Below are 15,096 nucleotides of genomic sequence, written 5' to 3' on the forward strand. Positions count from 1 at the left end.
TCGAAGGGTGGAGGACGACGCGCCGGCGTGCCCGGCGTCAGCCGCCCGACCGCCGGATCTCCTCGGCCTTGAGCTTGAACGCCCCCTGGCTGACGACCTGGGCGCCGGGTTCGAGCCCCCCCAGGATCAACGCCTTGTCCTTGATGCGATCCCCGACGACCACGTCGCGGCGGCGGAACCGTTCGTCGCCGTCGCGGACGTAGACGAACGTCCGATCGGCCTCGGTCACCAGCGACGAGAACGGGACCACCAGGGCCTTCCGCCCGCCCTGGGTGTGGATGGCGACGTCCACATACATGCCAGGCTTCAGCTCGCGGCCGGGGTTCTCGGCGCGGGCCAGCAGCTTCACCATCCGGCTCTTCTCGTCCACCAGGTCGCCGGTGTAGATCACCTTGCCGGCGAAGGTCCGCCCCGGGTAGGCCGGCGAGCTGAGGAGGACCTCGGCCCCGTCGCTCGCCCCCAGCAGGGCGAAATGGCTCTCGTGGACGCTCGCCTCGACCCAGACCGATCGGAGGTCGGCCATCGTGAAGATCCGCCGCGCCAGGTCGACCGGGACGCCCGGGACGATCATCTCCCGGTCCAGGATCACCCCATCGAAGGGGGCCCGGATCGTGTAGGTGCTCAGCGGCTGGGTCGAGGTATCCGACGCGGGCGGGGATTTGGGCCCTTCCGGCAGGGGGGCCTCATCCGGCTCCAGCGGGACGTCCAGGACGCGGAGCCGTTCCTTGGCGACGCGGGTCGAGGTCTGGGCCGCGCGCAGCTCCTGCTGGGCCAGGGTGTTGGCCAGCTGGGTCTCCACGCCCACGCGGTCCATCAGCCCCTGGTAGGTGGCCAGGGCCGACTCGTACTCGGCCACGACCATCTGATAACGCGACAGGGCCACGGCGTTGTTCTTGAGCAGGTCCTTGTTCCGCTCCAGGGAGGTCCAGGTCAGGCGGCGATTGGCGTCGGCGGTCAGCAGCCGCTCGCGATCGGCCCCGATGGCCCGCCCTTCGAACCGGCGGCGGATCTCCTCGGGCGGGACGTTGTTCTTGAGCTGGTCGATCAGTTCGAGGGTGGCGGCGGTGATCCCCTCCTGCCAGTCGGCCCGGGTCCGGGCCACGTCGAGCATCTGCTCCTTGGTCAGGAGTTCCAGGCGGGCCTGGGCCACCTCGGGGCTATCGATGGTCGCCAGGAGCTGCCCGGCGCGGACGTCCTGTCCGATCTGGGCGGACACGTTGCGGACCACGCCCGCCGCCCTGGGGGTGATGTAGGCGAACCGGGTCTCGTCGGGCGTGACCTTGCCGGGGGCCTCGATGATCTCCGAGCCGGGGCTCGGCTCCGCCGGGGCGACCTCCAGCCCGATCGATTTCTGCTGATCGGCCGTCAGGAGTACCACGCCCGCCTCGGCCTGGACCGGGTTCGCTTCGCCCTGCTCCCGGGCGGCCGCGGCCTGCTCGGCCGGATGGCCCTGGCGGGCCTCGCTCCCCCGGAGCTTGGCCCAGGCGAACGGGAAGGCCGCGGCGACGGCCGCGATCCCCAGGAGCGACCAGGTCGCGATCCGGACCGGACGCTTCTCCCAGGATTGACTCAATTTCGACATCGAACGATCACCCCGCCGGGCCGCCGGGGCCCGGTTCAGCAGAGGCGCCGACCTGGCGAAGGGCATTCTTCGCTCGGGGACGACGCCCCGAGGGCGAGACGAGTCGTGGCAAAGGACGACTCGGCGTGATGCCCTCGTCGATTGGAAGGGCCGGCGGGTCGGGACCGGCTGACATTACATTCATCTTATCCGACCGGATCAAGCGCCGGTGGATTTTCCCGCGGGCACCTCGGCCGGGGACCCGGCGAGCCTGGTCGAGACGACGCCCTCGTTGAGGGTCGCTCGTTCGGGCCGGCCCTTGTGGAGGTAGACCAGCTTGGTGTGGTCCAGCCCCATCAGGTGCATGACCGTGGCGTGGAGGTCGTGGACGTGCATCCGGTCCTCGATGGCGTGGAGGCCCACCTCGTCGGTGGCCCCGATCGTCCGGCCCCCCTGGATCCCCGCACCGGCCATCCACATGGTGAAGCCGTAGGGGTTGTGGTCGCGGCCGTCTCCCTGCTCGGACATCGGGGTGCGGCCGAATTCGCCGCCCCAGATCACCAGGGTCTCGTCGAGCAGGCCGCGCCGCTTCAGGTCCTTCAACAGCCCGGCGACCGGCAGGTCCATGGCCCGGCAGAGGTCGGAGTGGTTCTTCTCGATCCCCTTGTGGGCGTCCCACTTCGAGCCGGCCCCGTGGTAGAGCTGGACGAACCGGACGCCGCGCTCGACCAGGCGGCGGGCCAGCAGGCAGTTGCGGCCGAACACCTCGGTCTCCTTCTGTCCGAGGCCGTAGAGGGCCTTGGTTTCCTCGCTCTCGTCGGCGATGTCGACGGCCTCGGGCGCCTCGGCTTGCATCCGGAAGGCCAGCTCGTAGGCGCGGATCCGGGCTTCCAGCTCGGTCTGCTCGGGGCGGGTCTCGGCGTGCCGGGTGTTGATCTGGCGGAGGTATTCGAGCTTGCCTCGCTGGCGATCGGGGCCGACCTCCTTGGGGGTTTCCAGGTTGGGGATCACGTCGGGGGCGGCCCCGAGGCGGATCCCCTGGTGGGTGGCCGGCATGAAGCCGGCGCCCCAGTTCCGGGGCCCGCCCGCGACGATGCTGGGCCGGTCCAGGAGCACGACGTAGCCGGGCAGGTTGGCGTTCTCCGAGCCGAGCCCGTAGTTCACCCAGCTGCCCAGCGACGGGCGGCCGGCCAGCGTCGACCCGGTGTTCATCTGGCAGACGCCGCCGACGTGGTTGAGCCCGTTGGACCAGCACGACCGGATCACGGCGAGGTCGTCGGCGCAGCCGGCGATCTCGGGCAGCCAGTCCGAGATCCAGAGCCCGCCCTCCCCGTGCTGCTTCCACTTCCGCTGCGAGGCCATCAGCGGGGCGTTGGATTCGCCCATCGGCAGGATGACCGGCTTGAAGCTGGGCGGGAGCTTCTGACCGGCCAGCTCGTTGACCAGGGGCTTGGGGTCGAACAGGTCGATGTGGCTGGGGCCGCCCTCGATGAACACGAAGATGCAGCTCTTGGCGCGGGCGGGGGTCGTCCACGACGGGAGCGCCGCCCGGTCCGAGGCCCGGGCCGGGCCGGCGCCCAGGAGCGAGGCCAGGGCCATCGCGCCGAACCCACCGCCGCCCCGCGTGAGCATCTCGCGACGGGTCATCGTCCTCGGGTCGGTCATGATCGGGGTCCCACCGGGATTAGTCGACGTAGAGGAATTCGCTCGCGTTGAGCAGGGCGTGGCAGAAATCCACCAGGGCCGTCTTCTCGGGCTCCTCGGCGGAGCGGGCGGCCTGGTCGCGGAGGAAGGCCCGGGCATCGGCCCGCTCGGACGGGTCGGGCCTGCGGCCGAAGGCCAGGCGGTAGGCCAGCTCGACCCGGCCGTCCTCGTCGGGCGCGGCGTCGCCGACCCTCCGCGCGAACCCCCGGGCCCGCTCCAGCCCCCAGGGGCCGTTGATCATCAGGAGGGCCTGGAGGGGCGTGACCGAGATGTTGCGCTGCGGGGTGGTGCTGGAGCTGTCGGGGGCGTCGAACCCGTCGCTCAGCGGGTCGCGCTTGTTGCGCAGGACCTTGAGGTAGACCATCCGCCGGGGCTTGCTGAAATCGACGGCCGGGCCCCCGACGGAGGCGTCCAGCTCACCGCTGACGGCCAGGATCGCGTCGTGGATCGGCTCGACCTCCAGCCTCCGCGACGTCATCCGCCACAGGAGGCGGTTCTCCGGGTCGGCCTTCATGCCGACCTCGGGCGCAGGGTGCTCGGCGCCCTGGCGATAGGTCGCGCTGCGGAGGATCAGCCGGTGCATCGCCTTGAGCGACCAGCCTTCCTGGACGAAGGTCGAGGCCAGCCAGTCGAGCAGCTCCGGATGGCTGGGCCGGTCCCCCTTGCGGCCGAAGTCGCTGGACGTGCCGACCAGCCCCCGGCCGAAGTGCGACTGCCAGACGCGGTTGACGGCCACGCGGGTCGTCAGGGGGTTGTCCGCCCGGCCGATCCAGGCGGCGAGGGCGGAGCGGCGGCCGGTCGACTCGGGGGCGACGGGCACGATCGACGCCGGGGACGGGTCGAGCAGGGTCAGGAAGCCGGGCTCCACCGGGGTCTTCGAGCGATCGCCGGGGATGTAAGTGGGCGGGGCGATCGGGCCGACGTCGCAGACGGTCATCGCCGTCGGCAGGGGGGCGGGCCGGGGCGTCGCGGATTCGGCCAGACGCTTCTGGAGCTCCTCCCACTCCTTCTTCACCTTGCCCTTCTTCATCACGGCCGGCAGCTTTTTGTGCTCGTCGACGATCTGCCGGTAGGCCAGCTCGGCGATCAGGTGCTCGGCGGGGGTCCGCTCGGCCCGGGGCTTCTTCAGGAGGGCCTGGATCTCCTCGGAGAACCGATTGAAGGCGGTGGTGACCTCCTTCTCCAGGATGGGACGTTCCAGGTCGGCGATCTGCGCCAGGATCGGCGCGGCGTCCGCCTCCCAGGCCGCCGTCGCCCGGTCGTGATCGGCCTTCTCCCCCGGGGAGGCCAGCGCGAATTCGTCGCGGGGCCAGATCGGCTCGAAGAAGGCCCGCAGGCGGAAGTAATCGCGCTGGAGGATCGGGTCGAACTTGTGGTCGTGGCAGCGGGCGCAGGCCAGGCCCATCCCCAGGAAGACGTCGCCGGTCACGTCGGTGATGTCGTTGAGGATGGTGTCCCACTGGCCGTGCACGTCCCTCTGGTTGTACTCGTAGGTCCCCAGGCGGAGGTAGCCGGCCGCCACGCGCAGCTCGGGGTCGTCCGGGTCGATCTCGTCGCCGGCCAGCTGCTCGGCGGCGAAGCGGTTGTAGGGCCGGTCCTCGTTGAACGCCTTGACCACGTAGTCGCGGTAGCGGAAGGCGTCGGGCCGCTCGGCGTCCTCGTTGTAGCCGTCGGAGTCGGCGTAGCGCACCAGGTCGAGCCAGTGCCGGGCCCAGCGCTCGCCATACCGGGGGCTGGCCAGCATCGATTCGACCAGCTCGTCGTACGCCTCGGGCCGGGCGTCGGCGACGAAGGCGTCGACGGCCTCCGGGGTCGGCGGCAGGCCGAGCAGGTCGAACGAGAGGCGGCGGATCAGGGTCGTCCGATCGGCCTCGGGGGCCGGCGTCAGCCCGGACTCCCGGAGCTTCGCGAATACGAAGCGGTCGATGGCATTCCGCGACCACCCGCCGTCATCCACGGCCGGGGGCTCGGGGTGCCGGACCGGCTGGAACGACCAGAAGGCGCGATCCTCGTCGGTGATCTTGGGGCGGGCTTCGGCGGTCGGGGCGGGGATCGCCTCGTCGCCGCCGGGCCAGGGGGTGCCCATCGCGATCCAGCGCGTCAGGATGGCGCGCCGTTCGTCGGAAAGCTTCCCCTTGGGGGGCATCTCCAGCCCCTGATATTCGATCGCCTCGACCAGCAGGCTTTCCTCGGGCTTGCCGGGGACCGCCGCCGGGCCGCTGTCGCCGCCCGAGAGCACGCCTGCCCGCGAGTCGAGCCGGAGCTTGCCGCCCTGCTTCTTGGGGCCGTGGCAGGAGATGCAATTCTCGATGAGGAGGGGCCGCACTTCGGACTCGAAGAACCGGACCGCTTCGGGGCCGGGCTCGGCGTCCGACCCGGAGGCCGGCGCCGGCGCGATCGGGACCAGCCACGGGATCCACAGGGCGAGTCGCCAGGGGCGGAAGTTGGCCTGGTCTCGCTGCCCGAAGGCCGTGGTCGGACGCATCGATTCGTCTCCCCTGGGATTCCTCGTCTCATCTTCGCGGGGCCGGGCCGTCCGGGCAAGCCGGCCGGCCGGGGCATCGCATCGAGGAGGGCGTGACGCGGGAACTCGATGAACGGCGGGAACTTCCGGGCACCTCGCCGCCGGCTCGGGTCCGGGGCATCTCGCCCGGTCGATCGGGGGGTCGGTTCGGGCGGGGCGGGGCCGGGGCGGCGCAGGATCCGCGGTCGATGGCCAGGGCCAGCATAAACGACGATCGTACCGGATGCGAAGCGAAATCCGCGTGGTTTTCCCATTGTGTTGTCATGCCCCGCACGATCCGACCAGGCCCGAACGCCGGGGCGAATCCCTTGAGCCGGCGTCGGCCTTCGGTGTAGACTGAACGGGCATTCAATGGCAATGATCTCCGGGCGAAGCCGAGGGGCGATGCCGATCATGGGACGCGATCTGGATCGCCCGATCTGGGGCTGGGACGGCCCGGTCCGCGTCGCCCTGATCGCGATCGTGGCGACGCTGGCGCTCCCGCTGGCCTGGGCCGCCCCGCAAAAGGGCGCACCCTCCCAACGGCTCCCCGCCCTCCAGGCCGATGCGAACCGGGCCCCGGAGGCGGTGCTCGGGGCGCTGCCGGGGCTGGGCCCCGCGCTGTCCCGCCGCATCGTCGAGGGGCGATCCGACGGCCCCTATGCCTCGATCGACGACCTCGATCGCCGGGTCCGGGGGATCGGGCCGGCGAAGGCGCGGGCCCTTACCCCGCACCTCCTCTTCGACCCGACCGCCGACGCCGTGACCCGCTGAACCCTGGGACCTCCGCGGGCGGGGCCCAACGCCCCGCGACTCGACCATGCCCGACTTCCAGTTGGTGGCCCCCTACGAGCCGGCCGGCGACCAGCCCAAGGCGATCGAGCAGCTCACGCAGAACCTCCGCGACAAGAAGGAGCACCAGACGCTCCTCGGCGTGACCGGGTCGGGCAAGACCTTCACGATGGCCAACGTCATCGCCCGGCTCAACCGCCCCGCGCTGGTGCTGTCGCACAACAAGACGCTGGCCGCGCAGCTGTACGGGGAGTTCAAGGAGTTCTTCCCCCACAACGCCGTCCGCTACTTCGTCAGCTACTACGACTACTACCAGCCCGAAGCCTACATCCCCCAGCGCGACATCTACATCGAGAAGGACTCGTCGATCAACGACGAGATCGAACGCCTCCGCCTGGCCACCACCAGCGCCCTGATCGGCCGCAACGACGTGCTGGTGGTCGCCAGCGTGTCGTGCATCTACGGGCTCGGTTCGCCCGAGGATTACCGCAAGATGACCGTCCCGCTGAAGGTGGGCCAGATCATCGACCGCGACGAGATGCTGCTCCGGTTCGTCGACATCCAGTACGAGCGGAACGACATCGACTTCTCGCGCGGGAAGTTCCGGGTCCGGGGGGACGTGGTCGAGCTGTGGCCGGCCTACGAGGAGTTCGGCTTCCGGATCGAGCTGTTCGGCGACGAGATCGAAACCCTCGCCGTGATCGACCCGACCTCGGGCACGGTGACGGAGAAGAAGCAGGAGATGGCCATCTACCCGGCCAAGCACTTCGTCCTGCCCGAGGAGCGGATCAAGGGGGCCGTCGAGGCGATCAACGAGGAGCTGGAGCAACGGCTCCAGACCTTCAAGGAGCAGGGCAAGCTCCTGGAAGCCCAGCGACTCGCGGCCCGGACCCGCTACGACATCGAGATGCTGCTGGAGGTCGGCTACTGCTCCGGCATCGAGAACTACAGCCGCGCCCTGTCGGGCCGCAAGCCGGGCGAGACCCCGAACACCCTCCTGGATTTCTTCCCGCCCGATAGCGTCCTGTTCATCGACGAGTCCCACGTCACCCTGCCGCAGGTCCGGGGGATGTTCGCGGGCGACTTCAGCCGCAAGAGCACCCTGGTCGAGCACGGGTTCCGCCTCCCCAGCGCCCTGGACAACCGCCCGCTCCGGTTCGACGAGTGGGAGAAGAAGATGGGCCAAAGGGTCTACGTCTCGGCCACCCCGGCCGACTACGAGATCACGATGTCCGGCGGCGAGGTGGTCGAGCAGGTCATCCGCCCGACCGGCCTCCTGGATCCGATCGTCCGCATCGAGCCGGCCCGAGGCCAGGTCCCCGCTCTGCTGGCCGAGGCCAAGAAACGGGCCGCCAAGGGGGAACGCGTCCTGATCACGACCCTCACCAAGAGGCTGGCCGAGGACCTGACCCGCTACCTGGTGGAGCAGGGGCTCACCTGCAAGTGGCTCCACTCCGAACTCGACGCCTTCGAGCGGGTGACCATCCTCCGCGAGCTGCGCGAGGGGGCCTTCGATGCCCTGGTCGGCGTGAACCTGCTGCGCGAGGGGCTGGACCTGCCCGAGGTGTCGATGGTCTGCATCCTCGACGCCGACAAGGAAGGGTTCCTCCGCAGCGAGACTTCGCTGATCCAGACGATCGGCCGATCGGCCCGGCACGTCAACGCCGAGGTCGTCCTGTACGCCGACACCGTGACCAACTCGATGCAGCGGGCCATCGACGAGACCTCCCGACGCCGGGCGCTCCAGATGGCGTACAACGCCGAGCACGGGATCACCCCCGAGACGATCAAGAAGGCCATCCGCAAGGGGATCGAGGAGGAGGTCCAGGCCAAGAATGAGGCCCGCAAGGCGGTGGGCCGCGACGAGGCCACCGAGATCACCGAGGAATACATCCAGGAGCTGGAGGCCGAGATGCTCAAGGCCGCCGAGAACCTGGAGTTCGAGCGTGCCGCGGCCATCCGCGACCGGATCATGCAGGTCAAGACCGCCAAGTCCGGCGGCAAGGCCCGCCCCTCCGCCTCGGCCCAGGCCACCAAGGCCCGCGACAAGGCCAAGGCGGGCGGCGGCAAGCGAGGGGGCCGCAAGCCCAAGCCACAGCCATGATTTCCCCCACGAGGTCCGCGATGCCGCACACGGTATTCGATCCCGCCGCGCATGAGAACGCGCTCGCCCTGATCGACATGGCGATCGCCGAGGATCTCGGGACGGCCGGCGACCTGACGGGGCTGGATGCGATCTTCGAGCAAGTCGTCAACGGCGACCTGACGGGGCGAGCGACGATCCCGGATGTGGCAGATGGTTCGGCCTGGTTCGTCGCCCGATCTGGGGGCGTCCTGGCCGGCGAGCACGTTCTGGCACTCCTCTGCCAACGGTTTGGCGTCGGACTGTCTTATTCCTCCTTGCACCGAAACGGTCAAAGGCTAGAGCCGGGGGCGAAATTCGCCAGGATCACCGGCTTGATGCGATGTATCCTCGCGATGGAGCGGACCGCGCTCAACTTCCTCCAGCGTCTGAGCGGGATCGCCACCCTCACCGCCCGGTTCGTGGACGAGGTCGAGGGGACGAAGGCGGTCATCCTCGACACCCGCAAGACGACGCCCGGCTGGCGGCACCTGGAGAAGTACGCCGTCCGCTGCGGAGGCGGGCAGAACCACCGGATCGGCCTGTATGATGCGGTCCTGATCAAGGACAACCACCTGGCCTGGCTGGCGAACGAGCCCGACCCGATCGGCCGGGCCATCGCCTCGGCCCGCCGAGAGTCGCCTCCCGGCACGACGGTGGAAGTCGAGATCGACGACCTGGACCAGTTCGACCGCGCCCTCCAGTGCGGGCCGGACATCATCCTGGTCGACAACCTCGGGCCGGAGAAGCTGGCCGAGGCGGTCCGCCGCCGCGATGCCCGCGCCCCGGGCATCCTCCTGGAAGCCTCGGGCGGGGTCACGCTGGCCACGGTCCGGGCCCTGGCCGAGACGGGGGTGGACCGGATCAGCGTCGGGGCCCTGACCCACTCGGCCCCGAGCCTCGACATCGGCCTGGACTTCGATCGGGCGATCGTCGGGTGAACATCGCGCTCCTAGATCGCCTGAAAACGGCCGGTGGGTTCGTTTCGGAGGCCGACCTCGGCCCGGATCGGGCGGCGATCCGGGCCGACCTCGACGACCTGGAGCGGTTCGGCTTCGCGATCGAACGCCACCCTTACCTGGGCATCGCCTACCGGGGGCCGGCCGGCCGGCTCTGCCCGGACCAGATCGAGTGGGAACTCGGGACGCGGCTGGTAGGGCGGCGGATCGCGGTCTGGAACCGGATCGGCAGCACCAACGACCTGGCGGCCCGCGCCGCCGGGAGCCGGGCCAACGCCGGATTCGCGGTCCTGGCCGAGGAGCAGACCGCCGGCCGGGGCCGTCGCGGCCGGGTCTGGACGGCCCCGGCCGGGGCGTCGATCCTGCTCTCCGTCCTCCTGTTCCCGCCGCCTCTTCTCGACGATCCGGCCTGGCTCACGGCGTTGGGGTCGGTCGCGGTGGCCGAGGTCGTCGGCGACGGGGCGCGGATCAAGTGGCCCAACGACGTCCGGGTCGACCGCCGCAAGGTGGCGGGGATCCTGGTCGAGCGGGGGCAGGGGACCGTCCTGGGGATCGGCCTGAACGTCAACGTCGCCCGCGAAACGTTCCCCGAGGAGATCCGCGACGCGACGACCTCGCTCCAGATCCTCCGGGGCGGCCTCCCGCTCGACCGCTCCGAGGTGGCCCGGTCGCTGCTGCGTCGCCTCGACCACTGGTATCACCGGGGCATCGAGGAGGGTCCGGCCTCCTTGATCGGGCCCTGGCGCGATGCGAGCGAGCACCTGGGCCGGGCCGTCGAGGTGGAGACGGCCGAGGGTCGCCTGGCCGGCGTGATCGCCGACCTCGACCCGAGGTCCGGCATCTCGCTGATCCTGAACGATGGCTCGCGGAGGGTCGTCCCCGGGCGGGATGTCGCGGCGATCCGGGATGCGGCCGGGGGTTGACACCGGCCCACGGCTGCCCGACCATGCCGGGACCATTCGCGCGGACGGCTCCCCCCGCCGCCGCCACCGGCCCGCCGGGATGCCACCGATGAAGCGAATCCTCCCGCCCTCGCTCCTCCTCCTGAGTCTTGCCATGCCGGTGCCAGCCTCGCCGACGCCGCCGGAACGGACCGAATCGAGGCCGATCGCGGCGGCCGACGTCGCCCGCCAGCCCGCGCCCGGGACGGCGGTGCCGGGGTCGATCGCCTTCACGCCCGACTGCCGGGCGGTCACCTACCTGAAGGCCGAAGGGGCCAGCCTCAGCCGCGTCCTCTGGAAGGCCGACGTGGCGGGCAACCAGCCCCCCCGGGTCATCGCCCGGGCGCCCGACGGCGGCGATACCGACGCCAATGTCTCCAGGGAAGAGGCCCTCCGCCGCGAGCGGCAACGGCTCCGGGACACGGGCATCACCCAGGTCGTCCGGGCGAGCGGCGCGGACGTCGCGGTGATCCCCCTGCGGGGCAACCTCTACCTCCTGAAGGGCGATGCGGCCCTGGAGCCGATCACCAACACCCCGAGCCCCGAACTCGACCCCCAACTCACCGCCGACGGGTCGAAGGTCGCCTATGTCCGCGATGGCGAACTCCACGTCATGGACCTCGCCACGAAGGTCGAGACCCGGCTCACCGAAGGGGCGGCCGATGGCCTGACCCACGGCCTCGCCGAGTTCATGGCGCAGGAGGAGATGGATCGGTCCTCGGGCTTCTGGTGGTCGCCCGACGGCTCGATGATCGCCTACCAGGAGACCGACGAGCGGCACATCCCCAACTACGCGATCGTCCACCAGGGGGGCGACGACATCTCGGTCGAGAATCACCGCTACCCGTTCCCCGGGGCGGCCAACGCCAGGGTGCGGTTGGGAGTGGTCCCTGCCTCGGGCGGGGAGACCCGATGGCTCGACCTGGCCGGGCCGGATGCCGACTTCTACCTGGCCCGCGTCGAGTGGGACGGGCCGGGGCATCTCCTGGTCCAGACCCTGGACCGCGAGCAGAAGACGCTGCGGCTCGAACGGATCGATGCGAAGGCCGGCGGTAAGACGCTGCTGATCGAGGAGAAGGCCCCGAGTTGGGTCAACCTTCACCACGACCTCCGGACGATCCCCGGGACCGGCGAGATCCTCTGGACCTCGGAGCGATCCGGGTTCCGCCACCTGGAACTGCGCGACCGCGACGGCAAGCTGATCCGCACCCTGACCGAAGGCCCCTGGGCCGTGGACGCGGTCGAGCGGGTCGACGCCGAACGCCGCGAGGTCTGGTTCTCGTCGGGGCTCGACACGCCCCTGGAGCGGCACCTGTGCCGGGTCTCCCTGGACGGCGGGCCGCACCAGAAGGTCACCGCCGAGGTCGGCACCCATCGCGCCGTGGTCGCGGCCGACGGCCAGCACTTCGTCGATACCTGGTCCTACCGGATGCGTCCCCCGATCACCCGGCTGATCGACCGCGATGGGCAGGTCAAGGCGACGCTCGACGACGCCATGACCTCCGACCCGCGTGTGGCCGAGCTGGGCCTGGCCCCGCCGGAACTGGTCGAGTTCTCCGGCCGCGACGGGTCCCGGCTGTTCGGCGCGTTCTACGCCCCCCGCTCCGGGGCGTTCGGCGAGAAGGCCCCGCTGATCGTCATGCTCTACGGAGGCCCGCACGTCCAGTACGTCTCGGAAAACTGGACGCTCACGGCCGACCTCACGGCGCAGTTCCTGGCCGGGCGGGGCTTCGCCGTCTGGAAGATGGACAATCGCGGGTCGGCGCGCCGGGGCCACGAATTCGAGGCGGCGCTGCACCTCAACATGGGGTCGGTGGAGGTCCGCGACCAGGCGGACGGGGTGGCCTTCGTCGGCCGGACCTGGCCCGGAGTGGATACGACCCGCGTGGGCGTGACCGGCGGGAGCTACGGCGGTTACATGACGCTCCGCTGCCTGGAGCAGGCCCCCGAGACCTTCCATGCCGGGGTTTCGGTCGCCCCGGTGACCTCCTGGGACGGCTACGACACCTGCTACACCGAGCGGTACATGGGGACGCCCGCCTCCAACCCCGGCGGCTACAAGGCCTCGTCGGTGCTGGAGCGGGTCGATCACATCCGGGGCGAGTTGCTCATCATCCACGGGATGATCGACGAGAACGTCCACTTCCGCCACTCGGCGCGGCTGGCCTCGGCCCTGATCGCGGCGGGCAAGCCGTTCCGCCTGCTTCCGCTGCCCGAAGAACGGCACTCGTCGCGGAAAGAACCGGGACGAGCCTACGTGGCCGAGCAGGTAGCCGGATTCTTCGCCTCGGCGCTGGGAGGGCGGGTGCGATGATCCCACCCGAAACGGAATCCACGACCGACCCGACCGATCCGGTGGTGATCCACGCCCGCCGCGAGGCGATCGTGATCGGCCTGGCCTGGCTGGGCTGCACGATCTATTGCTGCGTCGCCTCGTATGCCCTGGGCTACATCACGCCCGATCGGCCGCTGGGCCCGGAAGACGTCCGGCCGATCCTGGGCATCCCCTCGTGGGCCATCTGGGGATACCTCGTCCCGTGGCTGGCCTGCGGGGTCTTCACGATCTGGTTCGCCGGCTGGTACATGGTCGACGACGACCTGGGGGGGGACGACGATGGCTGATCCTCGGGGGGGCCAGGCCGATTCGGCGACGCTGGTGGCCCTGATCGCATTCACCCTGATCTCGCTCCTGCTGGGCTTCATCGCCAACCGGGCGGGGAGCCGGTCGGGGTTCCTGGCCAGCTACTTCCTGGGCAATCGCTCGATGGGCGCCGTGGCGATGGCGTTGACGGCGGCGGTGATGAGCGGCGGGACTTTCATGGGCTTCCCGTCGCTGGTCTACAGCTTCGGGTGGGTGGTCGGGCTCTGGATCGCCAGCTACATGGTGGCACCCCTGACAGTGATGGGGGTGCTGGGCAAGCGGATCGGCCAGCTTTCGCGGAGGACCGGGGCGATCACGCTGCCCGACCTGATGCGAGAGCGGTACGACAGCCCGGCCCTGGGCCTCCTGACCAGCCTGCTGGTGACCGGCTTCCTGTCGTGCAGCCTGGTGGCCCAGTTCAAGGCGGGGACGCTGATCCTCCAGATGGTCCTGCCGGCGTCCTGGTCGGCGTGGGCCACGCCGGAGATGCTGGGCGGGGTCGACCCGCGCTACGCGGTCGGCCTGGCGATCTTCACGGCGACGGTGGTCGCCTATACCGCCTACGGCGGGTTCCTGGCGGCGATCTGGACCGACATCTTCCAGAGCCTGATCATGGCGGTCGGGGTCGCGATCCTCCTGCCCCTGGCGCTGATGCATTCGGGCGGCCTGGGCGCGGCGACCGAGCGGGGCATGGAGGTGGCGGGCCCGGGGTTCGCCTTCGGCCCCGGGGCGGGGCGGGACTTCCTGGCGCCCGGGCTGGCGTTCTCGTTCTTCGTGATGTGGGCCATCAGCGGGATGGGGCAGCCCTCGACCCTGGTCCGGCTGATGGCGTTCCGCGACTCCCGCACCCTGCGCTGGGCCATCCTGTACCAGTCCGCGTACAATGCGCTGATCTACATCCCGCTGGTGCTGATCTTCATCGCGGCCCGGGGGATCCTCCCCGGCCTGGAGAGGCCCGACGAGGTGATGCCCCGGCTGGTGATCACACTGGCCAACCCCTATGTGGCGGGGCTGATCCTGGCCGCCCCGTATGGCGCGGTGATGAGCACGGTAAGCGGCTTCCTCCTGATCGTCGCCTCGGGGCTGGTCCGCGACCTGTACTCGCGATTCCTCCGACCGGCGGCCTCCGAGCGCGAGATCGCCCGGGCCAGCTATCTGGCCACGGCGGGAGTCGGAGCGGCCGCGGCCATGATGGCCCTGCGTGACGTGACCTTCCTCCAGCTGATCGTGGTGTTCGCCTCGGCCGGCATGGCGTCCGCGTTCCTGGCGCCGGCGTTGCTGGGCGCGTTCTGGAGGAGGGCCACGGCCCCCGGTGCGCTGGCCGCCATGGCGGCCGGGTCGGCCGTCACGCTGGTCCTGTATTGCCTCGGGTCGTTCCCGTCGATCCTGGGGATCGGTGACCAGGGGATCGGCCCGAAGCCTCAGGCATTCGGCGCCTACTACCTGTTCGGCTGCGAGCCTTGCGTCTGGGGGATCCTCACCTCATTCGCCGTCGGGATTGCCGTCAGCCTCGCGACGGCCCCGCCCGATCCCCGACTCGTGTCCCGGCTCTTCGATCGCCCCGAAGTCGGCGGGGCTAAGGGCCTGGCCCCGGCGTCCGCGTGAGGCCCGGATCGGCCCGGTCGCTCCGGGCACATTCGGCACGATCCGACCGACCCAGCCAACCACCGGATTCGCCAAGATCGTTCAGGTCGTTCTTACAATGTCTAGGTCGGCAGGAGGAGGCGCGAGCTTGAATTTTTTCGGGTGATTTTCGCCGGATTTCTCACGCTCGCCATTCTGGCGTGTAGAGTTGAGTCGAACGCAGATGACGTGCCCGGGGGGCGAAAGATGGCGGTGAATCCCCCCGGTACACGTCTTGCATCTGGGCTGA

Annotated in this window: 10 protein-coding genes; 7 read left to right on the top strand and 3 right to left on the bottom strand. The window is 70.3% G+C overall.

Annotated features, from left to right (window positions below):
• Nucleotides 1-37 precede the first annotated feature (37 nt).
• From TA3x_RS15890 to TA3x_RS15900, 3 genes are all read right to left on the bottom strand, one after another.
• Entirely contained in the window at nucleotides 38-1,582 is a 1,545-nt protein-coding gene (locus tag TA3x_RS15890) for an efflux RND transporter periplasmic adaptor subunit (protein ID WP_435015634.1), read from the bottom strand.
• Between the two features lie 198 nt (nucleotides 1,583-1,780).
• Nucleotides 1,781-3,226, bottom strand: coding sequence for a DUF1501 domain-containing protein (locus tag TA3x_RS15895; RefSeq protein ID WP_435015635.1), 1,446 nt, complete (start codon nucleotides 3,224-3,226; stop codon nucleotides 1,781-1,783).
• A gap of 19 nt (nucleotides 3,227-3,245) precedes the next feature.
• The gene (locus TA3x_RS15900; RefSeq protein WP_435015636.1) at nucleotides 3,246-5,750 is read right to left on the bottom strand and encodes a PSD1 and planctomycete cytochrome C domain-containing protein; all 2,505 of its coding nucleotides are present in this window, start codon (nucleotides 5,748-5,750) and stop codon (nucleotides 3,246-3,248) included.
• 432 nt (nucleotides 5,751-6,182) lie between these two features.
• On the opposite strand from TA3x_RS15900, the gene TA3x_RS15905 reads away from it, so the two are divergent.
• The 7 genes from TA3x_RS15905 to TA3x_RS15935 all read left to right on the top strand — a co-directional run bounded on the left by TA3x_RS15905 (nucleotide 6,183) and on the right by TA3x_RS15935 (nucleotide 14,828).
• Entirely contained in the window at nucleotides 6,183-6,542 is a 360-nt protein-coding gene (locus TA3x_RS15905) for a ComEA family DNA-binding protein (protein ID WP_435015637.1), read from the top strand.
• Between the two features lie 46 nt (nucleotides 6,543-6,588).
• On the top strand, nucleotides 6,589-8,664 hold the full coding sequence (gene uvrB, locus TA3x_RS15910; protein ID WP_435015638.1) for an excinuclease ABC subunit UvrB: 2,076 nt from the start codon (nucleotides 6,589-6,591) through the stop codon (nucleotides 8,662-8,664).
• 20 nt (nucleotides 8,665-8,684) lie between these two features.
• On the top strand, nucleotides 8,685-9,623 hold the full coding sequence (nadC, locus tag TA3x_RS15915; protein ID WP_435015639.1) for a carboxylating nicotinate-nucleotide diphosphorylase: 939 nt from the start codon (nucleotides 8,685-8,687) through the stop codon (nucleotides 9,621-9,623).
• Nucleotides 9,620-10,564, top strand: a complete 945-nt coding sequence (locus tag TA3x_RS15920; RefSeq protein ID WP_435015640.1) for a biotin--[acetyl-CoA-carboxylase] ligase — start codon at nucleotides 9,620-9,622, stop codon at nucleotides 10,562-10,564. The genes nadC and TA3x_RS15920 overlap by 4 nt, the downstream gene beginning before the upstream one ends.
• An 88-nt stretch (nucleotides 10,565-10,652) precedes the next feature.
• Nucleotides 10,653-12,896, top strand: coding sequence for a S9 family peptidase (locus tag TA3x_RS15925; protein ID WP_435015641.1), 2,244 nt, complete (start codon nucleotides 10,653-10,655; stop codon nucleotides 12,894-12,896).
• Entirely contained in the window at nucleotides 12,893-13,204 is a 312-nt protein-coding gene (locus TA3x_RS15930; protein WP_435015642.1) for a hypothetical protein, read from the top strand. Before TA3x_RS15925 ends, TA3x_RS15930 begins: the two co-directional genes overlap by 4 nt.
• Complete coding sequence (locus TA3x_RS15935) at nucleotides 13,197-14,828, top strand: sodium:solute symporter family transporter (protein WP_435015643.1); 1,632 nt, start codon at nucleotides 13,197-13,199, stop codon at nucleotides 14,826-14,828. Before TA3x_RS15930 ends, TA3x_RS15935 begins: the two co-directional genes overlap by 8 nt.
• Nucleotides 14,829-15,096 lie beyond the last annotated feature (268 nt).

The sequence above is a fragment of the Tundrisphaera macrotermitis genome (genome assembly GCF_051175315.1).
Taxonomy (GTDB): Bacteria; Planctomycetota; Planctomycetia; order Isosphaerales; family Isosphaeraceae; genus Tundrisphaera.

What these genes read in the sequence shown, in the direction of transcription:
- TA3x_RS15890 (WP_435015634.1), bottom strand. Translation starts at nt 1,582, where the DNA reads ATGTCGAAATTGAGTCAATCCTGGGAGAAGCGTCCGGTCCGGATCGCG.
- TA3x_RS15925 (WP_435015641.1), top strand. Translation starts at nt 10,653, where the DNA reads ATGAAGCGAATCCTCCCGCCCTCGCTCCTCCTCCTGAGTCTTGCCATG.
- TA3x_RS15895 (WP_435015635.1), bottom strand. Translation starts at nt 3,226, where the DNA reads ATGACCGACCCGAGGACGATGACCCGTCGCGAGATGCTCACGCGGGGC.
- nadC (WP_435015639.1), top strand. Translation starts at nt 8,685, where the DNA reads ATGCCGCACACGGTATTCGATCCCGCCGCGCATGAGAACGCGCTCGCC.
- TA3x_RS15930 (WP_435015642.1), top strand. Translation starts at nt 12,893, where the DNA reads ATGATCCCACCCGAAACGGAATCCACGACCGACCCGACCGATCCGGTG.
- TA3x_RS15905 (WP_435015637.1), top strand. Translation starts at nt 6,183, where the DNA reads ATGGGACGCGATCTGGATCGCCCGATCTGGGGCTGGGACGGCCCGGTC.
- TA3x_RS15900 (WP_435015636.1), bottom strand. Translation starts at nt 5,750, where the DNA reads ATGCGTCCGACCACGGCCTTCGGGCAGCGAGACCAGGCCAACTTCCGC.
- TA3x_RS15935 (WP_435015643.1), top strand. Translation starts at nt 13,197, where the DNA reads ATGGCTGATCCTCGGGGGGGCCAGGCCGATTCGGCGACGCTGGTGGCC.
- uvrB (WP_435015638.1), top strand. Translation starts at nt 6,589, where the DNA reads ATGCCCGACTTCCAGTTGGTGGCCCCCTACGAGCCGGCCGGCGACCAG.